Origin of the sequence: Pseudomonas sp. ADAK2 (assembly GCF_012935755.1) — a bacterium.
Lineage (GTDB): Bacteria > Pseudomonadota > Gammaproteobacteria > Pseudomonadales > Pseudomonadaceae > Aquipseudomonas.
In genome coordinates, this window is sequence record NZ_CP052862.1 from 4,525,780 (window position 1) to 4,549,766 (window position 23,987).

Sequence of the window (23,987 nt, forward strand, 5' to 3'; positions counted from 1 at the left end):
GCCTACTCCTTGGCGACGCGTTTCATGTCCGCATCCATCATTGCGCGGATCAAGGTATCCAGATCGGTTTTTGGCTTCCAGCCCAGTACACGCTGGGCTTTGGCCGGATTGCCGAGCAACACGTCGACTTCGGCCGGGCGGAAAAACGCCGGGTCGATCTTCACGTAGTCGCGGTAGTTCAGGCCAATGTGATCGAAGGCGATGCGGCACATTTCGCGCACGGTGGTGGTCACGCCGGTGGCGACCACGTAGTCGTCGGCCTTGTCCTGTTGCAGCATCAGCCACATGGCTTCGACGTAGTCACCGGCAAAGCCCCAGTCGCGCTTGGTGTCGATGTTGCCCAGGCGCAGCTCGTGCTGTTTGCCTTGCTTGATGCGCGCGGCAGCGTCGGTGACCTTGCGGGTCACGAACTCGATGCCACGCAACGGCGATTCGTGATTGAACAGGATTCCGCTGCTGGCGTGCAGGTTGAAGCTTTCGCGGTAGTTCACGGTGATCCAGTGGCCGTAGAGCTTGGCCACGCCGTAAGGGCTGCGCGGGTAGAACGGCGTGTTCTCGTCCTGCTGCTCGGCCTGGATCAGGCCGAACATTTCGCTGGTGGACGCTTGATAGAAACGCGTGTGTGGACTGAACTGGCGGATCGCTTCCAGCAGGTGAGTCACCCCCAGGCCGTCGACGATGCCGGTGGTCACCGGTTGGTCCCAGGACGCGGCGACGAAACTTTGCGCCGCCAGGTTGTAGACCTCATCCGGCGCCGACTTGATCACCGCGCGCTGTACCGAGCAGGCATCGGCCATGTCGCCGTCCAGGTAAACGATGTCGCCCTCGACCCCCATCTCGCGCAGGCGCCAACGCGAATCGCTGCTGCGCCGTGCGACCAGGCCATGGACCTTGTAGCCCTTGTCGAGCAGCAGTTTGGCCAGATACGCGCCATCCTGGCCGGTGATCCCTGTGATCAGTGCACTTTTAGTCATTGTTCTTTTACTCGTTTCTCCCAGTCGGACAGGATCGCCCGCAGGGATTGTTGTGTTGTGATTTCAGGCGTCCATCCTGTGGTCTGGGCAAGCTTGGCATGGCTGCCACAAACGCGACGCTGATCCGCGCGGCGAAGACGCGCAGGGTCCTGAATCAATTGCATGTCGACCTGGGCGAGGTCCCCTAGCTGTTCAATCAGACTGCGGATGCTTTGCTCGCGCCCCGAGCAAATGTTGTAGACCTGTCCCGGCGTGCCCCTCTCAAGCAACGCCAGGTAGGCGGAGACCACATCGCCGACATCGAGGAAGTCGCGGCTGACATCAATGTCGCCGACCTCCAGTTGTGGCGCTTGCAGGCCTTGTTTGATTCGACTGATCTGGCGCGCGGCGCTGGCGATGACGAAGCTGTCTTTCTGCCCGGTGCCGATGTGGTTGAACGGGCGGGCGACCAGCACCGGCCAGCTTTCGCTCAGGCCCCATTGCAGGCTGAGGAATTCGGCCGACAGTTTGCTCACGGCATACGGGTTGCGCGGGCAGGGCGGCTGGAGTTCGGTGATGGGTAATTGGGCTTCGCTGACCTGGCCGTAGACGTCGCCGGAGCTGACGTACAGGAAGGTGCCGTTGAACCCGCGAGCCTTGAGGGCTTGCAGCAGGTTCAGGGTGCCGAGCAGGTTGATGTTCAGCGTGCGCGCCGGATCCCGGAAGGCTTCGGGAACGAACGTCTGGCCGGCCAGGTGAATGACCGCGTCGGGCATCTCGGGCCACAGGCCTTCGAGGCTGCCGGGCTCGCCGAGATCGTACCGGGACGGAACCGGCAGAAGTTCCCATTCCGCGGCATCAGCCTTCAGACGGGATTGGATGTGTTGTCCTACGAATCCACTGAGACCCGTAACGAACAGACGCTTTTTCAAACAGCGGCCCCTTGGTCATTCACTTCGTCCATTCCCCACAGGCTTTACGGAGATGTCTGTCAGACCGGGTGGATTTCCTGGTCGAAAGGCAGGCGAAGTGATTTGTTGTAGTTGTTTGGTAGCCAATCTGTGCCAATTGCTCGGCAATTTCAACAGGTCCAACCGTGACTGGTCAGTTCTCGTCAGCGTAGCTTGATTTATTCTCGCCGGGCGGTTCACGAATCCTCAACGGATGTGTTTAGAATGCCCCTCGTCACGATTATCCAGCGTTCGTCCGGGGTGTTACGAAAGTCGTTTCCAGACCCCGCGAAGCTGACCATTAAAACAAGAACGTAGACGGGCAAGAAGACGATGGACGACGGCCGGTAAGTACCGACTCGATCCGTGGCTTTGCCGTCATAGAGTGGGGCCGCCGGGTTGGCGGTTTCATCGTGGGATGCCATGAATTTCATTCTTTACTCGGACGTCAACGACAGTTCCATCAGCCAGAGCCTCGGTCGTCCCGAATACAGTTACTACTTCGTGCTCAAGGCGTACCGGCCGGTGCTCGAAAGCCTGGGACGGGTCCATGTGGTGTCCTCTGTCGCCGAGGTCGACCCCCTCTATCGACAACTGCTCGCCGCTGGCGAAGACAGCCTGTTCCTGTCCTTCACGCCACCGCAGAAAACCCCGGACGACCTGGAATGCCCGACGATTTGCGTGGTGGCCTGGGAGTTCGACTCGATTCCCGATGAGCAGTGGGACAACGACCCCCGCCAGGACTGGACGCAGATGCTCGCGCGCCAGGGGCGGGTCATTACGCTTTCCAGTCATACCGCCCGGGCGATTCGCCGGGCCATGGGCGAAGACTTCCCGGTGCTGGTCTTGCCGACGCCGTTGTGGGAAAACTTCGCCGACATTCGTAGTCGACATACCAGCGCACCGGTGAACCCCGGTTCGACCCTGGACATCAAGGGCTGCATCTTCGACACCCGCACCCTCGGGCTCAGTGCCGATGCGCTGATTCCGGTGCCGCCGACCGCCGAGGAACTGGCGGCGCGGGAAGCCGAACTGGAAGCGGCGAAGCCGCCACCGCTGACCCTGAAACGGCGCTTCGTCATTGCCCGCCACTACCTGCATATGTGGCGTCGGGACATGGGCAAATCACTGCCGATCCCGGTCCATCGCACGCACTTCCTGAGCCAGTGGTATTGGGAAGGCGTCCGCGATCTACTGTCGGACACCGCCCATGCGCGACTGGCCGAGTACCTGCCGGCCATCGCCGGCCCGCAGACGATTGCCGTGCCCGAGCCCGAACCACGAGTGTGGCCGGACACCACCGCCCGAGTCGAAACCCGGGTCGATGGCGTGGTCTACGCCACCGTGTTCAATCCCAGGGACGGTCGCAAGAACTGGCATCAACTGATCACCGCCTTCTGCTGGGCCTTCCGCGAAACGGATGACGCCACGCTGGTGTTGAAGATTACCCAGAGCGATCTGTCGTCCTACTACGACGAACTCATGACGTTGCTCGCGCAGTTGTCGCCGTTCGCCTGTCGGGTGGTGGTGATGCACGGCTACCTGGACGATCCGCAGTACGCCCGGCTCTACGAAGCGGCGAGTTTTTACGTCAATGCTTCACGTTGCGAAGGCCTGTGCCTGCCGCTGATGGAGTTCATGGCCAGTGGCAAACCGGTGATCGCCCCGAACCACACGGCCATGGAGGACTACATCGACGAGAACGTGGCGTTTGTGCTCAAGTCCAGCGAAGAGCTGACCATCTGGCCGCAAGACACTCGCATCATTTACCGCACCCTGCGCTATCGGCCGGACTGGGGCTCGCTGAAAAGCGCCTACGAACACAGCTACCGGATGGCCAAGGCGCAACCGCAGGACTACCAGCGCATGTCCCGGGCCGCTGTCGAGCGCATGCACGATTACTGCGGGTTCGCCCCGGTGCAGCAACGCCTGGCGGATTTCTTCGGGCTGGCGCCACAGGCATCGACGTCGGCAACCGTGATGGATAACGCCTCATGCTGATCATCATTCATTCGGAAACCAACCGGCACACCATCGCCAAAAATCTCGGTCGTTCGGAGTACAGCTATTACTTCGTGCTCAAGGAATACCGGCCTGTGCTGGAACGATTGGGGCAGGTCATCGAAGTCAGCGATCCGCAAACCGAAGTCGATGCCCTGTACCTCGACTGCCTGGCTCGCGGCGAAGACTGCGTATTCCTGTCGTTCTCGCCGCCCCATCGCACGCCGGTACATCTGGCCTGTCCGACCCTGGCGGTGTTCGCCTGGGAGTTCAGCACCATTCCCAACGAACCGTTCGCCGGTGAGCCGCGCAATGACTGGCGCACCGTGTTGCGGGCTTCAGGCGCGGCCATCACGCACTCCAGCTACACGGTTAACGCCGTGCGCGAGGCGATGGGCGCGGATTATCCGATCGTCGCCGTGCCCGCGCCGGTGTGGGACCGTTTCGCCGCCCGTGGCGCGCAGTTGCAGCGTCAGCCGCTGGCCCGTCAGGTGGCGTTGAAGATCAAAGGGGTGGTGGCGGACAGCCGTCAACTCGATCTGCAAGCCTTCGGCCCGGAGCACTTGCGCAGCGGCGAGGGCATCGATTTCGAGGCGCCGGCCAGCGAACACGAGATCGTCCTCGACGGCGTGATCTACACCTCGGTGTTCAACCCCAGCGACGGGCGCAAGAATTGGGAAGACATGCTCAGTGCCTTCTGCGTGACCTTCCGCGAAGCGCAAGACGCGACCCTGGTGCTCAAACTGACCCACCACGATGCCGAGGAAGCGCTGGCCGACATCCTTCATCACTTGTACAAAAACCAGTCTTACCGCTGCCGCATCGTGCTGATCTATGGCTACTTGGCGGATGCGGATTACGAGCGCCTGGTCGAGGCCACCAGCTACGTGGTCAACACCGCCTATGGTGAAGGCCAGTGCCTGCCGCTGATGGAGTTCATGTCCTGCGGCAAACCGGCGGTAGCGCCGCGCACGACGGCGATGCTCGATTACCTGGATGCTGACAACGCGTTCCTCATCGACACCACGGACGAACTGACGGCCTGGCCCCACGACCCGCGCCGGGCCTTTCGCACGTTGCGCTACATCACCAACTGGGCGTCGTTGTGCACGGCGTACCGGGCCAGCTATGAGGTGGCCAAGGGTGATTCCGAACGTTATGCACAGATGTCCGCCCATGCGGTGGCCAGTCTCAAGACCTTCTGCAGCCAGGCCACCGCCGAGCAACGCCTGAACGTCTTTTTTGCCGATTTGTTCGAAACCCGCGCTGCATCTGCCGTGGAAACCCCCGAGACATGACCAGCAAACGGATCATGGACATCGAGCTGTTGCGCGGCATTGCGGTGCTCGGCGTGTTGTTCCATCACCTGACGGGCAGTCTGTTCACCGACCCGGTGCCGCTGCTGGAAAAAATCCACGGCTGGGGGCAGCCCTGGTGGGGCGTCGATCTGTTTTTCGCGATCTCGGGTTTCGTCATCGCCCGCAGCCTGATCCCGGCGTTGCAAGGTTGCCGCACACGCCAGGAATACTGGCAGCAGACGCGCAACTTCTGGCTGCGCCGGGCCTTTCGCTTGTTGCCGTCGGCGTGGCTGTGGCTGGCGCTGATGCTGCTGGCCTGCGTGTTGATCAACCGTTCCGGGGCGTTCGGCACGTTGCACGCCAACCTGCAGGCGACGCTGGCCGGGGTCGCGCAGTACGCCAACTTCCGCTTTGCCGACAGCTTCTATAACTATGAGTACGGCACCAGTTTCGTTTACTGGAGCCTGTCGCTGGAGGAGCAGTTCTACCTGCTGTTCCCGTTGCTGATCCTGCTGTGTCGCAAGCATCTGGTCTGGGCCTTGCTGGCGTTGGTCGCGGTGCAGTTGTTGACCTTGCGCACGCCGATCCTGATGGTGGTGCGCACCGACGCATTGGCCCTCGGCATCCTGTTGGCGATGTGGAGTGCACGCCCGGATTATGTGCGCTGGGAGCCGACTTTCTTGCGCCGGCCCTGGGCCGGGGTGTCGTTCCTGGTGCTGATGGCGTTGGCGCTGAGTGTGATGGCCACTGATCGCTTCACCTTCACTCATTACCGGATCGGCGCGATTGCCGTGCTCGGCGCGGTGCTGGTGTGGGTCGCGTCCTACGACCGTGACTATCTGTTGCCACGGGGCCTGTTGAAAAATCTGATGGTGTGGGTCGGCAGTCGCTCCTACGGGATTTACCTGATCCACATTCCCGCCTATTCGTTGGTGCGCGAGCTGATCTTCCGCTTGCAGGCGGCCGGTCTGCCCAGCCCGGGCGGCCATCCGATCCTGACCATCCTGATCGCTGGCGGGCTGATCGCCCTGTTAAGCGAATTCAATTACCGCTTCGTCGAAATGCCCATGCGCAATCGCGGCGCCTCGCTGGTGCAACGCCTGAGCACGTCCCGAACTGCCGTCACATCCTCTGGAGCTACCTCATGCTGAGTATTTTGAAGAAACTCACGGCGGGCGCGCCCGCTCCCGCGCAGCCCGTGGCACCGGTCGCCGACAAGGTCGACCCGTATATGCTCGGCCTGCACGATGCGATGCTCAGCGGCTGGTTCAACCAGGAAACCGGCGAGCTGTTCACCGGTTTCCCGGTGACGGCCGAGGACACCTTGCTCGACGTCGGCTGCGGTGACGGCGGCAACGTGCATTTCTGCGGCATGCGCGGGGCCAAAATCATCATTGCCGACATCGATGGGGCCAAGGTCGAAGCGACTCGCCAGCGCCTGGGCGACACCCCGGCCCGCGGCGTCGAATGCCACGTCACCGACTGCAACCCATTGCCGATCGCTGATGCGACCGCGACGCGCGTGGTGTCCACCGAAGTCATCGAGCACGTCGACGATCCGGCACAGTTCCTCGCCGAGCTGGTGCGGGTCGGCAAGCCGGGGGCGCTGTACTTGCTCAGCGTCCCGCACCCAAGCTCCGAGGATTTGCAAAAGGACATCGCCGCGCCGGAGTACTTCCAGAAGCCCAACCACATTCGCATCATCAGCGAAGAACAGTTCAAGGCAATGGTCAGCAACGCCGGGCTGGAAGTACTGAGCCATAGCCAGTACGGCTTCTACTGGTCGATGTGGATGCTGTTGTTCTGGGAAGCCAAGGTCGATTTCAGCAACGCCGACCACCCGCTGCTCAACCACTGGGCCAATACTTGGCAGGCGATCCTCGATTCGCCACGGGGCGCGCAGATCAAGCAGGCGCTGGATGCGGTGGTGGCGAAAAGTCAGGTGATCATCGCCCGTAAGCCCTAGCGGCGATTCACTGTGGGCGCTTTTGTGGCGAGGGGCTTGCCCCCTCGCCACAAAAGCCCTCATGCCACAGGTTATCTGTCTGACCTGAGACTGCATTACCCTGTAGCCCTGTTTTGTAAGGGTCAGGGATTTCATGTCGTTTTTCGTTCGCCTCTCGGCCCTGCTGGCTGCGATGTTGTTGCTGAACAGTTGTGAGCAACACAACGCCGCGCCACTCGATCAACAACTCTATGTCTGGCAACGGCAATGGACCCCGGCCCACGAAGCCGCACTGCGGGACAGTCGTGCCGATTTCTCGACCTTACGCGTGCTGGCGTTGCAGGCTTTTCCCAAGGAAGGCTGGAAGCGGGCGCGGATCGATCCGGCGTTGCTCAAACAGGATGCGCGGCCGCTGATTGCGGTGATTCGCCTGGATGGCCAGCTCAAGGCGCTGGATCAGGACGAGGTCATTGCGCAAGTCCGGCAAGTGCTTGGCGACTGGCAAACCCAAGGCTTGACCGTGGCCGGCGTGGAAATCGACCACGATGCCGGCAACGCTCGACTGCCGGCCTATCGAGCCTTCCTCACGCAGCTGCGCGCCGCACTGCCAGCCTCCTTACCGCTGGGCATCACCGCGTTGCCGGCCTGGCTCGACAGCCCGGAACTGCCCGGGTTGTTGGCGACAGTCGATAGCAGCGTCTTGCAGGTGCATGCGGTCAGTGATCCGCGTCGGGGTTTGTTCGACGCGGATCAGGCCCGGCAATGGGCCAAGGCCTGGGGCCGCGTTACGGTTAAACCGTTCTATCTGGCCCTGCCGGCCTATGGTGTGGCGTTGTTGCCGGGGGCCAGCGGCGCACCGGTCGTGGAAAGCGAAGTGCCCATCGAACGCGGTGGTGAGCGCCGGGAGCTGTTGGCCGATCCGCTGCAATTGAGCACGCTGGCCCTGGACTTGCGCAACGATCCGCCGCCGCACCTCGCCGGGCTGATCTGGTTCCGCCTGCCGTTGGCTGGTGATCGCCGTGCCTGGAGCCTGACCACCCTCGGCGCCGTGGCCCGCGGCGATGCCCTCGACAGTCGCCTGCGCCTGCAACTCTCCGAACAGGGCGGCCTCTATGACATCGCCGTCACCAACCAGGGCAATCTCGACAATGCCTGGCCCGAACGCCTGACACTGGCGGTGCAAGGCTGTGACGGCGCCGATGCGCTGGCCGGTTATGCGTTGCAACAAAGCCCGGATCTGCTTACCTTCACCCGGCTGCGCGACGGTCGAATTGCCGCCGGCGGACAACGCGCTATCGGTTGGGCACGCTGCACTCATATTGATCAAGGAGCTTCGAATGTTCACCCGTAACTGGCCCCGCCATCTGCTCTGCCTGAGCCTGGGTTTGCCGCTGGGTTCGGCGCTGGCCTGCGGGCCGGATTTCCCGATGCGCCTGCTGGATGACCGGGCCGAGTCACTGGCGGAGTTGCCGGAAGGTAACTTCAAATTCGAGATCAATCGCCTCGGGCATGCCATCGCCGGGCTGAAAAATGTCACGACCGCCACTAACACCCCGGACAACGGCTACGGCGAGACGCCGTCCTACACCGCGCAACGGGACAACGCCGAGCAAACCGGTTTGAGCGCTGAACAACAGGCGCTGGTCAAGCAGTTGCGCAGCCTGACCGATGCGCATCAGGTGGAAGTTCAGGGCGCGAGCCTGCCGGTTGATCTGCGGCTGTACCTGGCAGGCGCCGTGGCGTTCAACGCCGGGGATCATCAGGTCGCTGCCGAGTATTTCCAGAAAGTGCTGGCCCTGCCGGCGGAGCAACGGCCGTTGCGCAGCACTTGGGCGGCGTATTCATTGGGTCGGGCGCTGTATGAAATGAGTGCTGAGGCAGACGCCGAGCCAGATCTGTTGGCCCAGGCGCAAAAAGCCTTCGAGCAGACTCGCCAGCTGAGCATCGATGGCTTCAGCGATCCGCTGGAACTGGGCGTCGCCAGTCTCGGCGAAGAAGCGCGAGTCGTGCGCACCGCGGGTGACTGGAACCGCGCGATCGAACTCTATGCCACGCAAAACATCCACGGTTCGGCGGTGGGTTACGCCTCGCTCAAGCAGTTGATGGGCGAACTCACGGCATTGCCCGATGCTGAATTGACTGCGTTGCTCAAAGGCAAAACCGTGCAGCAATTGGTCACTGCGTCGTTGCTCAGTCGCGTTGGCTGGTCATTTGGTGAACAACCGCCGGGCGAGAAAAAGCTCATTCAATTGCTGCAAGGCAGCACCCGCGGCAGCCTCGACAATGCCGATCGCCTGGCCGCCCTGAATTATCAACAGGGCGACTACGCCAGCGCCAAGGCCTTCGTCGAACACGCCGGCGACGGCGGCCTGGCCTGGTGGGTGCGGGCCAAACTGGCGCTGCGCGAGGGCGACAAAACCGCGGCCACCGCAGCCTATGCGAAAGCGGCCCAGGCGTTCCCGCAGAATGAATCCTGGGGCGAGCGGCCCACGCCTGATTGGGATTTTGAAGGCATCATCGTCCAGCCCAAATGCCGGGTCGAGGGTGAGAGCGCGATCCTCGCCTTGCAGCGCGGTGATTACCTGCAAGCCTTCGATCAGCTCTATCGCAGCAAGGGCATCTACTGGCTCGATGCGGCCACCGTTGCCGAGCGAGTGCTGACCGTGGATGAACTCAAGCATTACGTCGACACGCAAGTGCCGGCCGTACCGCCGCAGACCCAGGCGGAACGCGACAACTATGTGCCGTTGCCGGTGGCCGCGAGCCTGCGCGATTTGCTCGGGCGGCGGTTGTTGCGTGAGGAGCGTTACGACGAAGCGCCGGGCTACTTCGACAACGTCGATCTGCAGAACAAGGCCAAGGCCTACGCACAGTTACGTCAAGAGGCCGACGCTGCCTGGTGGCCCACCACTCGGGCCGCCGCGTTGTTCAACGCCGGTGCCTTGGCGCGGGAGTGGGGGATGGAGATCCTCGGCTATGAGATGTCGCCGGATTACGCCAGTTTGTTCGGCGGTAACTACAGCCTGGAGACTGCCGAGCTCAAAGTCGGACCGCTAGTGTCCGAGGGCGAAGTCCAGCGCCAACAGGCCAGCGCGGCTCAGCCAGACGTGCGCTTTCACTACCGATTCGTCGCCACGGCCTTGGCCAGTCGCGCCGCCGACAATTTACCCCACACCAGTCAGGCTTTCGCCGCAGTGCTGTGCGCGGCGTCGGGGTGGAATTCCAGTCTTGAGGAGCAAAGCGCGTTCTATCAACGCTACGTCAAGGAAGGCCCTTACGTGACCTGGGCCGCAGACTTTGGCCATCAGTGCCCTTCTCCGGACTTTCAAAACGCCAGCAAACGCTACGTGACCCAGGCCACGGATTCCGTGCGTTCGACGCTGCGGCCGTACAAGAAGCCGGTGCAGATTGGCGCAGTGGTGATCGTGGTGGCGGCGGCCTTGTTGCTGATCAACCGCCGTCGCCGTAAGGCGCAGTAACGTTCAAGCCTGTTGAACAAAGGTCAGCCTCACCGCGAAGCCGATCAACAGGCTGCCGAACAGCCATTGCTGGACCCGTTGGGCCGATGGACTGCGTTGCAGCCAGCGGCCCAGCGCGGCGCCGACCAGTGCGTAGGCGCTGTCGAACAGCAAGCCAACGCCGACCAGCATCACGCCAAGGGTAGCGAACTGCGCGAGCACCGGCCCTGCCTGGGGATTGATGAACTGCGGCAGCAACACCGAGCAGAACAGCAACGCCTTGGGGTTGAGCAGGTTGGTCAGCAAACCGCGCTGGATCGATTCGCGCCAGCGTGGTTTTTCGGCCGTAGTGCCAGCGCCATTCAGGTTCGGCAGCATCGTGCTGCGCAGGCATTGAATGCCGATCCACAACAGGTACGCGGCCCCGGCCAGGCGCACCACATCAAACGTCCAGGGCGCCGCTTTGAACAGCGCCGCCAGCCCCAGCGCCGCCAACGCCACATGACAACCCCGCGCAATCCCCAGGCCAATCGCCGTGGCCAGCGCCGCGCCTTTGCCCTGGCGGGCACCGGTTTGCAGCAGCAGGATCATGTCCGGCCCGGGCAACAGATACACCACTGCCAGCGCCATGAAAAACAGCCAGAGTCCCGCCACGTTGCACCCCATTCGTTGTCGATTTGGTAGGGTCAGTCTAGGGCGGGAGGGCAGGGCAGGTGCTTGCGTAGTTCGCTTCTAAAACCGTTTGGATTGGCATAACCTGCCACGTTATGACGCACTGACTATCGGAATCTGCCAAACCATGAAACTGGACGCCTACGACCGCAAGATCCTCGCCGCTCTGCAACGGGACGGGCGCCTGAGCAATGTGCAATTGGCGGATGAGATCGGTTTGTCGGCTTCACCGTGCTTGCGCCGAGTGCGGATGCTCGAAGAGGCTGGGGTGATTCGCGGCTATCAAGCCAACCTCGATCGCGACGAAGTGGGGCTGGGGCTGACGGTGTTTGTCGGGGTCAAGGTCGAACGGCACAACGATGAACAGGCGGACGCGTTTCGCGAGGCGGTGACGGCGCTGCCGGAGGTGATTTCGGCGTTTCTGGTGTCCGGGGAATCGGACTTTCTGCTGCAAGTGGTGGTGCCGGACCTGCGCGCCTATGACCGGTTCCTCACCGGGCGGTTGCTGAAGTTGCCCGGGGTGAGTGATATCCGCAGCAACTTTGCGATTCACACGGTGAAGACGCCAGGGGCGTTGCCTTTAGAACATTTACCCGCGAGCTAGGATCGTTCCCACGCGGAGCGTGGGAACGATCATCTGCGAAAAATTACATCTGCGTCGCCATCCCCTCCACATTCATCGCCGCCTGGCGCAACGCCTCGGAGCGGGTCGGGTGCGGATGGCAGGTCAGGGCAATGTCCTCGGCGGAGGCGCTGAACTCCATGGCCACGCAATATTCGCCGATCATTTCACTGACGCTCGGGCCGACCAGGTGCACGCCGAGGATTTCATCGGTGCGCTCATCGGCCAGCACTTTGGCGAAGCCTTCGGTCTCGTGATTGATCTTCGCCCGGCTGTTGGCGGTGAACGGGAACTTGCCCACCTTGTAGGCGCGGCCCTCGGCCTTGAGCTGTTCTTCGGTCTTGCCGACGCTGGCCAGCTCCGGTTTGGTGTAGATCACGTTGGGGATCAGGTCGTAATTGACCTCGCCGGCCTTGCCGACGATTTGCTCGACGCAGGCCATGGCTTCGTCTTCGGCCTTGTGCGCGAGCATCGGCCCGGACGTGACGTCGCCGATCACCCAAATGCCAGCCGCCTCGGTACGGTGCCCTTTGTTGGCGAGCATGCCGCGTTTGTCGGTGGCGAGGCCGACGTTCTCCAGCCCCAGGCCTTGGGTGTAAGGCCGGCGCCCGATGGCCACCAGCACGTAATCCGCTTCGAGCAACTCGGCGGTGCCCCCGGCGGCGGGTTCGACGCTGAGCTGCACGCCGTTGGCCGAGGTGGTGGCGCTGGTGACTTTCGAACTCAACTTGAAGCTGATGCCTTGCTTGGCCAGCGAGCGCTGCAGGGTTTTACCGGCCTCGCCGTCGACACCGGGGCAGATCCGGTCGAGAAACTCGACCACCGTCACCTGCGCGCCCAGGCGCCGCCAGACCGAACCCAGCTCCAGGCCGATCACCCCGGCGCCGATCACCACCAGATGCTTCGGCACTTCAGCCAGGGAAAGCGCGCCGGTGGAGTCGAGAATGCGTTGGTTATCGATGTCCACGCCGGGCAGGGGAGTGGGCTCCGAGCCGGTGGCGATGATGATGTCCTTGGCGCTCAGCTCGGTCTTGGCACCCTGGCTGTCGGTGACAGTGACCTTGCCCGGCCCGTCGATATGGCCCCAGCCTTTGATCCAGTCGACTTTGTTCTTGCGAAACAGAAACTCGATGCCCTTGGTCAGCCCGGCAACGCTTTCATCTTTCTGCTTCATCATTTGCGCGAGGTTAAGGGTCGGTTTGACCTCGATCCCCAGGTTGGCAAATTCCGCGCCCATGGCTGCGTCATACAGTTCAGAGGCGTGCAGCAGCGCCTTGGACGGCATGCAGCCGACGTTCAGGCAGGTGCCGCCGAGGGTGACGCGGCCTTCGACGCAAGCGGCTTTGAGGCCCAACTGGCCGGCGCGAATCGCCGCGTTATAACCGCCCGGGCCTCCGCCCAGAATCACGATGTCATAGGTGCTCATGCTGTTACTCCTGGAGTGAAGGGACCGGATCGATAACCGTAGCTGTTGATAAAAATTACGAGCGTAATATGTGCGTTGCGCGGTATTTCGGTCAAGGCTTCAGCTAATCGACAGGTTGCGCGCTTTTAGATACAGCTATTTAGAACGAAAATTTCACCACTTTCGTTATAAGGTAACGAGATGTGACGGGGTTCGACGTCAGCAACGATAAACACTGGGGTGGTATGCAAGTCGATCTTGATGTCGATGGAACGCAAGTAGCCGGGTTGCCGCGCTTTCAGCAAGCGCTGTTTCACGGGCGACGGCTGCGTCAGTACGCAATCGGCCTGAGCGCCGTGGCGGCGGTAGGGCTGTTGCTGGCGTTTTTCACCGGGCTGTTTGCGCCGCAGTCGCTATGGGCTGCGCTGCTGGTGAGTCAGAGCGCCGGTTTGCTGGTGCTGGTCGCTGGGCTGCAATCGGCGTGGTGGGTAACTCAATGGCGCGCGCAGGCGATGCATCCGAGCGTGTCGGTGCCGGTCGTCGTCGACGAAGAAATGGTCGCACCGGTGGGCTGGTACGAACGATGGCTGGATCGGCTCAGTCAGCGTTGGCTGCACATGCTGGCGCAGATTGGTGCGCCGACGTTTTGGCTGGCGGGATGGGCGTTGTTGACGTTGTTCAGCATCGAACAGTTCTGGAACCTGGGGCTGACGCCGGACACGCTGGGTTTATCCGCCAGCATTGGCGCGGCGCTGTCGCTGCTGCTGGCGTTTGGTTTGCTGGTGCTGGAGCGTCAACTGGCCCAGGAAAACACCGCCGAATGGCCCGAGGCCGGGGCGTTGGCGCAGCTCACACGTGTTGCGATTATTTGTTTGGTACTGAGCGCGCTGTGCCTGCTGTTCGGCAATGACGCCTCAGTCTGGCCCGTACGTCTGGCGGTGCTGATTGGTTTACTGCCGGGGTTGGTGGCCGTCGAACTGTTGTTGCGCGCGGTGCTGTCGCTGTTCAGTCCGCAACGTGAACAACTTGAGCCGTCATTGCTGGCGCGCAGCTTCGTCGCCGACATGCTGCGCTGGCCGCCGCAACCCTTGCTGGCGTTGCAGCATGAATTGCATAACCGCTTCGGCATCGACTTGCGACAAATCTGGGCCTTCACCTACATGCGCCGGGCGTTTTTTCCGGTGCTGGCGGTGGTGGCGATTGTCGGTTGGGCGCTGACCGGTATTCACGAAATACCGCTGCAAGGACGGGGGATCTATGAACGTTTCGGTAAGCCGGTCAAGGTGTTCGGCCCAGGTTTGCATGCGGGTTTGCCATGGCCGTGGGGTCGGGTGCTGAGCGTCGAGAACGGCGTGGTCCATGAGTTGGCCACCAGCAGTGAAGCCACCGCACCCGTGGTGACCGAACCGGCAGAAGGTCCGGCCCCGGCGATTGCCAATCGCTTGTGGGATGCCAGTCATGTGAACGATAAATCCCAAGTCATCGCCAGCAGTCGTGCCGACAAACAGAGCTTCCAGATCGTCAACATGGACGTGCGTTTCGTCTATCGCATTGGCCTCAGCGATAAGGATGCGTTGGCCGCGACCTACAACAGCGCTGATGTGCCGACGCTGATTCGCAGCACCGCCAGCCGGATTCTAGTGCACGATTTTGCTTCGCGAACGCTTGATGGTTTGCTCGGCGAGGACAGGGTAGGGCTGGGCGAAGAGATCGGTCGCGCCGTACAAACGGACCTGCAAAAACTCGACAGCGGCGTGGAAATTCTCGCCACCGTGGTCGAAGCGATTCATCCACCGGCCGGTGCTGCCAATGCCTATCACGGTGTGCAGGCTGCGCAGATTGGCGCCCAGGCGTTGATTTCCCGTGAACGCGGTGCGGCGGCGGAGGCGACCAATCAGGCGCAGTTGCAGGCCAGCATCGCCCACGATCAAGCCACCGCCAATGCCCGTGAAATCAACGCGACCGCGCAGGCATCGGACCTGCGCTTCAGCGCCGAGCGCAAGGCTTACGCCAGCGCTGGCCAGGCCTTTGTGCTGGAGCAATATTTCAGTCAACTGACCCAGGGCCTGGCGAACGCCAAGCTACTGGTGCTCGATCATCGCCTGGGCGGCAGCAGCAATGCGCCGACCATTGACCTGCGTACGTTCACGCTGCCGGCTGACCCCGCGTCGCCGCGTAACACCGCTCAGCCAGGAGCCACCCATTGAGCCAGTCCCACACTCACGATCACGATGACCACACTGGCCACGATCACGGCCATGGCGGGCATCACCACGGTCATCACCATCACCACCATGGCGATCCACAAGAAGCCGGTCCATTTCCGTGGCGACGCATGGGCTGGGCGGCGTTGCTGGTGGCGTTCGCCGTCGCGGCGGCAAGCCTGGTGCAAGTGCGGTCGGGGGAGGCCACGGTGATTACCCGTTTTGGCAATCCGTCGCGGGTATTGCTGGAGCCGGGCCTGGGCTGGCGTTGGCCGGCGCCGTTTGAAGCGGCGATTCCCGTGGACCTGCGCTTGCGAACCACGTCCAGCGGTTTGCAGGATGTCGGCACGCGGGACGGTTTGCGCATCATCGTTCAGGCGTACGTGGCGTGGCAGGTGCAGGGTGATCCGGACAACGTGCAGCGCTTTATGCGCGCCGTGCAGAACCAGCCGGATGAAGCGGCGCGGCAGATTCGCACCTTCGTCGGTTCGGCGCTGGAAACCACCGCCAGCAGTTTTGACCTGGCGAACCTGGTGAACACCGATGCCAATCAAGTGCACATCGCCGATTTCGAAGCGCAGTTGCGCCAGCAGATCGATCAGCAGTTGCTCACCACTTATGGCGTGCGCGTACTGCAAGTTGGCATCGAACGTCTTACGCTGCCATCGGTAACGCTCACCGCCACCGTCGATCGCATGCGCGCCGAGCGTGAAACAATCGCCACCGAACGCACGGCTATCGGCAAACGTGAAGCGGCGCAAATCCGTTCCGCCGCCGAGCGTGATGCGCGAATCGTGCAGGCTGATGCCACGGTAAAAGCCGCCGACATTGAAGCGCAATCCCGCGTCGAAGCTGCGCAAATTTACGGCCGTGCCTATGCCGGATCGCCGCAGCTCTACAACCTGCTGCGCTCCCTCGACACCTTGGGCACGATTGTTTCACCGGGCACCAAATTGATTCTGCGCACCGATGCCGCGCCGTTCCGCGTATTGGTTGACGGTCCGCCGAGCCTCGAAAACAAGTCCGGGTCGCAGCCATGAATTTGGTTCCACGTGGAACAAATGAGTTAAGCAGTCCCTGGATCCAGGCCGGGCGTCTGGCTTTTTTGGCGCTTTACGCGGTCACAGTGCTGGCTGCTTTGGCTTGGGCATTCTCCAATGTGCGGCAGATTGATCCGCAGAATCGCGCCGTGGTTTTGCACTTTGGTGCGCTGGATCGCATTCAAAATGCCGGTCTGTTGTTGGCGTGGCCGCGCCCATTTGAGCAGGTGATTTTGTTGCCGGCAGCGGATCGCGTCATTGAGCGTCGAGTGGAAAATCTGCTGCGAAGTGATGTGGCGTTGCAGGCGGATCGCGTGGCGACATTTGCCACGCCGCTCAGTGATGCGCTCGCCGGCTCCGGTTATTTGTTGACCGGTGATGCCGGTGTGGTGCAACTGGATGTGCGGGTGTTTTATAAAGTCACTGCGCCGTACGACTTCGTGCTGCAAGGTGAACATGTACTGCCGGCGCTGGATCGTCTGGTCACGCGCAGCGCTGTGGCGCTCACGGCTGCGCGAGATCTGGACACCATTCTAGTGGCCCGTCCCGAGCTGATCGGCGCCGGTAACAAAGCCGCCGAACGTCGTGAACGCCTGCGCGGTGATCTGGTGCAAGGCATCAACCAACGCCTCGCCGAATTGACCGCGACCGGGCAGGGGATCGGCATCGAAGTCGCGCGAGTCGATGTGCAATCGAGTCTGCCCGGCCCTGCGGTCAACGCATTCAACGCCGTACTCACCGCCAGTCAGCAGGCCGACAAAGCCGTGGCTAACGCTCGCACCGACGCCGAGAAACTCACCCAAGCCGCCAACGAACAAGCCGACCGAGCGCTGCAAGTTGCACACGCCCAAGCCAGTGAACGGCTGGCCAAAGCCTCGGCGGATACCGCGACAGTATTGAGCCTGGCTAACGCGCAACAGCAGGGCACTGACCCACAAATGCTGCTGCGCATTTACCGTGAGCGGATGCCGAAAATTCTCGGCCAGGCCGGCTCGGTAACCACGGTCGATCCGAAAGACGATTCCCGCCTGATCATTCAGGGAGCTGCACAATGACCGCCCACACCGCCGCCGCACCGAGCATGTTGTCCTCGGCCGAGCAACGCAGCGCCGCGCGCCAACTGACCCTGGCCATGCTTGCTCTGGGCTTGCTCGCACTAGGTCTGATCTGGCGCTGGATGTCGCCGGAGCAAACCGGCGTCAGCCAATTGCTGCTGGGTTTTGCATCGATCCTGGTGGCCGTGCCGGTGATGCGCTCGGCCTGGTACAGCTTGCGATATCCGAGCCTGCACGGGATCACCGATCAGTTGATTGCCTTGGCGATGCTCGGTGCTTGGGCCACTGGTGATTTGCTGACCGCCGCGTTGCTGCCGATCATCATGATCTTCGGCCACGTGCTGGAGGAGCGCAGTGTGATCGGTTCCCAGGAAGCGATTCATGCCCTCGGCAAACTGACCCGCAGCCATGCGCGCAAGGTTCAGGCTGATGGCGTGATCATCGAAGTCGATAACGGCACACTCAAGGCTGGCGACCTCGTTGAGGTGCGCGCCGGTGATCGAGTGCCGGCGGATGGCCGCGTGTTGTCCGGTCAAGCGAGTCTCGACACGGCATCGATCACTGGTGAGTCAGTGCCGTTGGAAGCGGTGGTCGGCATGACTGTATTCGGCGGCGCGATCAACCTCGATGGCCTACTGCGCATTGAAGTGACCCGTACTGGCAACGAATCGACCCTCGGCAAAGTCATCGCGCTAATGCAAAGCGCCGAGCGTTCCAAGCCGCCGATCACCCGTTTGCTCGAGCGATACGCCGGCAGCTACATGGTGCTGGTGTTGTTGCTGGCGGCGGTAACCTGGTTCGTCACCAATGATGCTCAGGCGATGCTCGCGGTGTTGGTCGCCGCTTGCCCCTGTGCGCTGGTGTTGTCGGCACCGGCCACGGCGATTGCCGGGGTCGCGGTGGCGGCGCGTCACGGGATCCTGATTCGCAGCTCGGCGTTCCTCGAAGAGCTGGCGGACCTGACGTCACTGGTGGTGGATAAAACCGGGACGCTGACCTTCGGCACGTTGCGCCTGCAATCCATCGACAGTCCGTTGGAGGACCGCAGTCACGTCCTCAAACTGGCTGCCAGTCTTGGCTCGGCGAGCAGTCACCCGGTCAGTCGCGCGTTGGCCAGCCTGGTCACTCAGGAGCATTTCCTGCTGCTCTCGGACATTCACGAGCGCCAGGGTTTGGGCGTGGTGGCGATGACCGAGCAGGGCGAGGCGGCGCTCGGGCGACCCGAACTGTTCGCGCAATTGGGTATTGTCACTTCGGCCGTTCCGGAACATGACGGGCCGATTGCCGGATTGGCATTGAACGGTGAATTCCTCGCCTGGCTGTTGCTGGCCGATACCATCAAACCGGAAGCACGCTTTGCCTTGAATGAATTGCGCGAGCTCGGTTTGGGACGGCAGTTGCTGCTCACGGGGGATCGGCAAAGCGTTGCGCATACCCTGGCCCGGGATGTCGGTATCAGCGATGTTGAAGCCCAGGCTTTGCCGGAAGACAAACTCAATCGGGTGATGATGGAAATCGGTAACGGCTTCCGGCCGATGGTGGTCGGCGATGGCATCAACGACTCCCTGGCGCTGAAGGCCGGCGTCGTCGGCGTGGCGATGGGCGCCGGTGGGGCAGACATTGCGCTGGCGTCTGCGGACATCGTGTTGATCGGCAGTGACCTGCGGCGGCTCGGCACCTGCGTGCGCTTGAGTCGCCAATGCCGCCAGACGTTGCAGGTCAATGTAATCATCGGCCTGGGTTGGACCCTGGCGATTGTCGCCTTCGCCGCATTCGGCTGGCTCGGCGCAGCGGGGGCGATGATTGCCGCGTTGCTGCACAATTTGAGCACGCTGTTGGTCTTGGGCAACGCCGGGCGTTTGTTGCGATTTCAGGAGCCGTTACTCAAATTGAAAGATGAAGCCTGATATACGGTAGCGAACGCTCTAAACCGGGAGATATCGTCGACATAAACTTTTTAGAACTGTGTGCTCACTGCGTAGTCATCTAGGTGTGGACCATTGTTTTTCAGAGTCACGACGGCGGGTTGAAGCGTCGCGAGCTATATAGAAAAAGGCTATTAAATCGATAGCCAGCTATTTTTCTAGGATGGTCTACCCTCACATCAGACGTCTGAAATAAGGGGGATTTTCCATGCTCGCGCAACTTCCACCGGCGTTACAGAATCTGCAGTTACCGCTTCGCCTGCGACTCTGGGACGGCCATGAATTCAATCTGGGCCCGACGCCCAGCGTCACCATTGTGGTAAAGGACCCACAAATGGTTTCCCAGTTAACCCATCCAAGCCTTGATGCGCTAGGAGCGGCGTTTGTCGAAGGCAAACTTGAGCTGGAAGGCTCCATCAGCGATGTGATCCGCGTCTGCGATGAGTGGAGCCAGGCATTGCTGGGTGACGCCGACAGTCAACCGGTTCGCCTCGTCCACGACAAGGAAACCGACGCCAAGGCGATTTCCTACCACTACGACCTTTCCAATGCGTTTTATCAGTTGTGGCTCGACAGCGACATGGCGTATTCCTGCGCCTATTTCGAGACCGGCAGTGAAACGCTGGAGCAAGCCCAGCAAGCTAAATTCCGGCACTTGTGCCGCAAGTTGCGGCTGCAACCGGGCGAGTACCTGCTGGATGTCGGTTGCGGCTGGGGCGGTTTGGCGCGGTATGCGGCCCGGGAATTTGGCGCGAAAGTGTTCGGGATCACCCTGAGTAAAGAGCAACTGGCCCTGGCCCGGGAACGGGTTAAAGAAGAAGGCCTGGAGGATTTGATTGAGCTGCAACTGCTCGACTACCGCGATTTGCCCCAGGACGGTCGTTTCGACAAGGTGGTCAGCGTCGGCATGTTTGAACACGTCGGTCATGCGAACCTGGCCGAGTACTGCAAAATCCTGTTCGGCGCGGTGAAGGAGGGCGGTCTGGTGATGAATCACGGGATCACCGCCAAATACACCGATGGCCGTCCGGTGGGACGCGGTGCCGGCGATTTCATCGAGAAATATGTGTTCCCCAACGGCGAGCTGCCGCACCTGTCGATGATCTCTGCCGAGATCAGCGAAGCCGGGCTGGAGATCGTCGATGTCGAGAGCCTGCGCCTGCATTACGCACGCACCCTCGACCACTGGAGCGAACGCCTGGAAGACAACCTGGAAGCCGCCGCCAAAGAGGTGCCGCAACAGGCGCTGCGGATCTGGCGACTGTACCTGGCCGGCTGCGCTTATGCGTTCGCCAAGGGCTGGATCAACCTGCACCAGATTCTCGCGGTCAAAGCGCATCCGGATGGCAGCCATGAACTGCCCTGGACCCGCGACGACATCTACACCCCTTAAAGTATCGGGGATATAAGCCGGGCGACCCGCATGCCGATCTGTTGCAGGCGGTGGGTCTCCCGGCTTTCTTCTTTGGCGATCTCATGGGCCTGGGCGAAGTCATCGTTGAGCATCTGCTCCACCTCGGCGGCAAACGCGCTGTCGACGGTCAGCAACATCACTTCGAAATTCAGCCGGAATGAACGGTTGTCCAGGTTGGCGCTGCCGATGGCGCTGATCTCACTGTCGATCAACACCACTTTCTGATGCAGGAATCCGGGTTCGTAACGGAACACGCGCACGCCTGCGCGCACGGCTTCGAAAGCGTAGAGGCTGGACGCGGCGTAGACGATGCGGTGATCCGGTCGTGACGGCAGCAGCAATCGCACATCGACGCCGCGTAGCACCGCCAGGCGTAAGGCAGCGAAAACGGCTTCGTCCGGGATGAAATAAGGGCTGGTGATCCACACCCGTTCCGTCGCGGCATGGATGGCTTCGACGAAGAACAGTGAACAGGTTTCGTAGGAATCCGCCGGACCGCTGGCGAGTAATTGGCACAGTACGCCGTCGTCCGGGTAAACGTCCGGCAGGATCAACGGCGGCAGTGAGCGCGCGGCCCAGAACCAGTCTTCGGCAAAGGATTCCTGCATGCACGCCACCACCGGCCCGCGCACTTGCACGTGGGTATCGCGCCACGGCGCCAGGGGTGGTTTCTCGCCCATGTATTCGTCGCCGACGTTGTGCCCGCCGACAAAACCGAGCACACCGTCCACCACCACGATCTTGCGGTGATTACGGAAGTTGACCTGGAAGCGGTTGAGCCAGCCGCTGCGGGTGGCGAAGGCTTTGACCTCGACGCCGGCGTCACGCAATGGCTGCACGTAGCTGTGGGGCAACGAGTGGCTGCCGATGCGGTCGTAAAGTAGATAAACCGCCACACCTTCGGCGGCTTTTTTCAGCAGCAGGGTTTGCAGACGCTGGCCGAGGCGGTCGTCGTGGATGATGAAGAACTGGATCAGCACTGCTTCCTTCGCGTTGCTGATGGCTTCGAAAATCGCTTCGAAGGTGGCCGTGCCGTTGATCAGCAGGCGCACTTCATTGTTCGCCAGGCACGGCATGCGCCCCAGTTTCGGCATCGCTCTCAAGGAGGCGTAGGCATTGGAAGCGCGGGCGGTCAGGGCTTCTTCGACCCAGGGACGCCAGTTCAGCTCGGAGATGGCCTTGCGCATTTCTTCGTTGGCCTGGCGCCGCGCGTTGATGTAGCCATCGAAGGTACTACGGCCGAAGACCAGGTAAGGAATGAGTGTCAGGTAGGGAATGAACAGCAACGACAGGGCCCAGGCGATCGAGCCTTGGGCGGTCCGAACGGTCAGCACGGCGTGAATGGCGGCAATCAGGCCCAGCGAGTGCAATAGTGCGATCAGATAACCGAAAACATGCGGTCCAAAATAATCCATGGGGCAACCTTGCTCCTGAAGATTCAATACGTAAAAGACCATGTTCCGTGCAGAATGTCGCTATTTAATTGGCCCATGAACCGAAGCACATGGCTGACGTCTAACGGCCACTATTGATCAGGAGTTACTCGATGAACGTTCGTCTGCTGGGTTTGGCCATGGCCCTTGGTTTGTCCCTCCCCGTGGCTGCTCAGGCGCAGATGCTGCAGCCGGGTCTGTGGGAATTGACCACGAGCAACATGCAGGTCGATAACCAAAACCTGCCGGATCTGCAACTGATCCTCGGCCAGTTGCAAAGCCAGATGACCCCGGAACAACGGGCGCAACTGGAAAAGCAGGGCATCACCATGGGCGGCAAAGGAATTCGTGCGTGCCTGACGCAGGCTCAAGTCGCCTCCGATAATATTCCGCTGACGGATCCGCAATCGGGCTGCAAGCAGGAAATCACTGACCGCACCGGCAACCAGTGGAAATTCCGCTTCAGCTGCCCGAAAGCGCAAGGTGCGGGTGTGGCTACGTTCCTCAGTGATCGTGAGTTCACCACCAAGGTCAACGGCACGTTCAATGCGACCGGGATTCAGCAGAAGGGCAGTCTGGATACCCGTGCGGTTTGGCTGGGGCAGGATTGCGGGACTGTTAAGCCAAGAGCTTAAAAGCTTCGCGGGCAAGACTCGCTCCTACGGAGATCACCGTCTGTAGGAGCGAGGCTTGCCCGCGAAAGCGTCAGCTCAAACCCCACAATCTTTCGGATGTAAAAACCCGCACACCTCATCAATCCGCATCCGCCCAAAATCCTCCCCGCCACAACTGCGCACACTGACAAACCCGCCGTCCTTTTCCTTCGCTCCGACGACTAACAGATAGGGCACGTTGCGTTCACTGTGCAGGCGAATCTTGTGGCCGATCTTCTCGTTACGCAGATCCGCATGGGCGCGCACCCCGCTGCGTCGCAGCTGTTCAGTCACCGATTGGGTGTAATCGATCTGGTGCTCATCAATGTTCACGACCATCACGTGCGGTGGTGCGCGCCAATGCTGCAACTCTTCCTGGCTGGGCCAGCAAGTGCCGTATATCCGTTGCAGCGACGTGCCGCCGACATGATCCAGGGTAAAGGCTTGCAGCACTCTGGTGGCAGGAACGTGCGGTCCCTTGGACAAGTACTCGCCGTCGCCGAGGCAGTACACCGAATGCTGTTCGGTTGCGGATAATGGCCGCTGTCGAATGGAGTGGTTGGTCGCCGCCAGCGTGCGCATCCGCGCCTCGATCGGCGTCAGGTCAGCCACCGTTAACATCCGCTGCAACGCAAACTCATAAAAGAACCCGTCGCCCATTGCCGAGCCCTTGAGCAACAGGACGCTGGGATGGAGCTGCTTGACCGCCATGGCCAGCATCAGCGCACAGGAGCGGCGCAGTATCTCCAGCCCATCCGGCTCCTGAGGCGTGACAATACTGACCCGCGCATCGCCCTGGATTATGAACCCACAGTCCACCAACACCCCGTCCACTCGCCCGGCCACAGCCGCTTTGGCTAGTGCGAGCCCGATACTCGCCGCCAGTTCATAGACCGACAGTGGTTGATCGTATTCACGCAAAGAGCCGTCGGGCAGGGTGATGTGGATCATGATCGCTG

General features: G+C 61.5%; 19 protein-coding genes. 13 read left to right on the forward strand and 6 right to left on the reverse strand.

Annotation, left to right across the window (positions count from 1 at the left end):
• Nucleotides 1-2 precede the first annotated feature (2 nt).
• Both gmd and HKK52_RS20715 read right to left on the reverse strand, forming a co-directional pair.
• A complete protein-coding gene (gene gmd, locus HKK52_RS20710) occupies nt 3-974 on the reverse strand; it encodes a GDP-mannose 4,6-dehydratase (RefSeq protein WP_169372367.1) in 972 nt (323 codons plus the stop codon).
• On the reverse strand, nt 971-1,885 hold the full coding sequence (locus HKK52_RS20715) for a GDP-mannose 4,6-dehydratase (protein ID WP_169372368.1): 915 nt from the start codon (nt 1,883-1,885) through the stop codon (nt 971-973). Before HKK52_RS20715 ends, gmd begins: the two co-directional genes overlap by 4 nt.
• A gap of 441 nt (nt 1,886-2,326) precedes the next feature.
• Between HKK52_RS20715 and HKK52_RS20720 the strand changes: the two genes are divergently transcribed.
• The 6 genes from HKK52_RS20720 (at nt 2,327) to HKK52_RS20745 (ending at nt 10,626) form a co-directional block, all read left to right on the forward strand.
• Complete coding sequence (locus HKK52_RS20720; RefSeq protein ID WP_169372369.1) at nt 2,327-3,904, forward strand: glycosyltransferase; 1,578 nt, start codon at nt 2,327-2,329, stop codon at nt 3,902-3,904.
• Complete coding sequence (locus HKK52_RS20725; protein ID WP_169372370.1) at nt 3,898-5,202, forward strand: glycosyltransferase; 1,305 nt, start codon at nt 3,898-3,900, stop codon at nt 5,200-5,202. Before HKK52_RS20720 ends, HKK52_RS20725 begins: the two co-directional genes overlap by 7 nt.
• Complete coding sequence (locus HKK52_RS20730) at nt 5,199-6,353, forward strand: acyltransferase family protein (protein ID WP_169372371.1); 1,155 nt, start codon at nt 5,199-5,201, stop codon at nt 6,351-6,353. The genes HKK52_RS20725 and HKK52_RS20730 overlap by 4 nt, the downstream gene beginning before the upstream one ends.
• Nucleotides 6,347-7,168 carry a class I SAM-dependent methyltransferase gene (locus HKK52_RS20735; protein WP_169372372.1) on the forward strand — a complete coding sequence of 274 codons (822 nt, stop codon included), beginning with the start codon at nt 6,347-6,349 and terminating at the stop codon, nt 7,166-7,168. The genes HKK52_RS20730 and HKK52_RS20735 overlap by 7 nt, the downstream gene beginning before the upstream one ends.
• Before the next feature lie 133 nt (nt 7,169-7,301).
• Nucleotides 7,302-8,498, forward strand: a complete 1,197-nt coding sequence (locus HKK52_RS20740; protein ID WP_169372373.1) for a DUF3142 domain-containing protein — start codon at nt 7,302-7,304, stop codon at nt 8,496-8,498.
• Complete coding sequence (locus HKK52_RS20745) at nt 8,485-10,626, forward strand: hypothetical protein (protein WP_169372374.1); 2,142 nt, start codon at nt 8,485-8,487, stop codon at nt 10,624-10,626. The genes HKK52_RS20740 and HKK52_RS20745 overlap by 14 nt, the downstream gene beginning before the upstream one ends.
• Nucleotides 10,627-10,629: 3 nt before the next feature.
• Here HKK52_RS20745 and HKK52_RS20750 read toward each other — a convergent pair whose 3' ends face one another.
• Complete coding sequence (locus HKK52_RS20750) at nt 10,630-11,259, reverse strand: LysE family translocator (protein WP_169372375.1); 630 nt, start codon at nt 11,257-11,259, stop codon at nt 10,630-10,632.
• Between the two features lie 145 nt (nt 11,260-11,404).
• Here HKK52_RS20750 and HKK52_RS20755 point away from each other — a divergent pair, with 145 nt between their 5' ends.
• Nucleotides 11,405-11,881 carry an Lrp/AsnC family transcriptional regulator gene (locus tag HKK52_RS20755; protein WP_169372376.1) on the forward strand — a complete coding sequence of 159 codons (477 nt, stop codon included), beginning with the start codon at nt 11,405-11,407 and terminating at the stop codon, nt 11,879-11,881.
• A gap of 43 nt (nt 11,882-11,924) precedes the next feature.
• On the opposite strand, the gene lpdA is transcribed toward HKK52_RS20755, so the two are convergent.
• Nucleotides 11,925-13,325 (reverse strand): dihydrolipoyl dehydrogenase, encoded by a 1,401-nt coding sequence (gene lpdA, locus HKK52_RS20760; protein ID WP_169372377.1) that lies wholly within the window; start codon nt 13,323-13,325, stop codon nt 11,925-11,927.
• A 224-nt stretch (nt 13,326-13,549) separates the two neighbouring features.
• Between lpdA and hflK (HKK52_RS20765) the strand changes: the two genes are divergently transcribed.
• From hflK (HKK52_RS20765) to cfaB, 5 genes are all read left to right on the forward strand, one after another.
• Complete coding sequence (gene hflK, locus HKK52_RS20765) at nt 13,550-15,511, forward strand: protease modulator HflK (RefSeq protein WP_169374270.1); 1,962 nt, start codon at nt 13,550-13,552, stop codon at nt 15,509-15,511.
• Nucleotides 15,508-16,548: a protease modulator HflC gene (gene hflC, locus HKK52_RS20770; protein WP_169372378.1), complete on the forward strand. Its 1,041-nt coding sequence runs from the start codon at nt 15,508-15,510 to the stop codon at nt 16,546-16,548. The genes hflK (HKK52_RS20765) and hflC overlap by 4 nt, the downstream gene beginning before the upstream one ends.
• On the forward strand, nt 16,545-17,603 hold the full coding sequence (gene hflK / locus HKK52_RS20775) for a protease modulator HflK (RefSeq protein WP_169372379.1): 1,059 nt from the start codon (nt 16,545-16,547) through the stop codon (nt 17,601-17,603). Before hflC ends, hflK (HKK52_RS20775) begins: the two co-directional genes overlap by 4 nt.
• Entirely contained in the window at nt 17,600-19,510 is a 1,911-nt protein-coding gene (locus HKK52_RS20780; RefSeq protein WP_169372380.1) for a heavy metal translocating P-type ATPase, read from the forward strand. The genes hflK (HKK52_RS20775) and HKK52_RS20780 overlap by 4 nt, the downstream gene beginning before the upstream one ends.
• Before the next feature lie 226 nt (nt 19,511-19,736).
• On the forward strand, nt 19,737-20,921 hold the full coding sequence (gene cfaB, locus HKK52_RS20785) for a C17 cyclopropane fatty acid synthase CfaB (RefSeq protein WP_169372381.1): 1,185 nt from the start codon (nt 19,737-19,739) through the stop codon (nt 20,919-20,921).
• Here cfaB and cls read toward each other — a convergent pair.
• Nucleotides 20,918-22,357: a cardiolipin synthase gene (gene cls, locus HKK52_RS20790; RefSeq protein ID WP_169372382.1), complete on the reverse strand. Its 1,440-nt coding sequence runs from the start codon at nt 22,355-22,357 to the stop codon at nt 20,918-20,920. The two genes, cfaB and cls, sit on opposite strands and share 4 nt — an antisense overlap.
• A gap of 131 nt (nt 22,358-22,488) precedes the next feature.
• On the opposite strand from cls, the gene HKK52_RS20795 reads away from it, so the two are divergent.
• On the forward strand, nt 22,489-23,010 hold the full coding sequence (locus tag HKK52_RS20795; protein ID WP_169372383.1) for a DUF3617 domain-containing protein: 522 nt from the start codon (nt 22,489-22,491) through the stop codon (nt 23,008-23,010).
• Between the two features lie 75 nt (nt 23,011-23,085).
• Here HKK52_RS20795 and HKK52_RS20800 read toward each other — a convergent pair whose 3' ends face one another.
• On the reverse strand, nt 23,086-23,979 hold the full coding sequence (locus tag HKK52_RS20800; RefSeq protein WP_169372384.1) for a His/Gly/Thr/Pro-type tRNA ligase C-terminal domain-containing protein: 894 nt from the start codon (nt 23,977-23,979) through the stop codon (nt 23,086-23,088).
• Nucleotides 23,980-23,987: the final 8 nt, after the last annotated feature.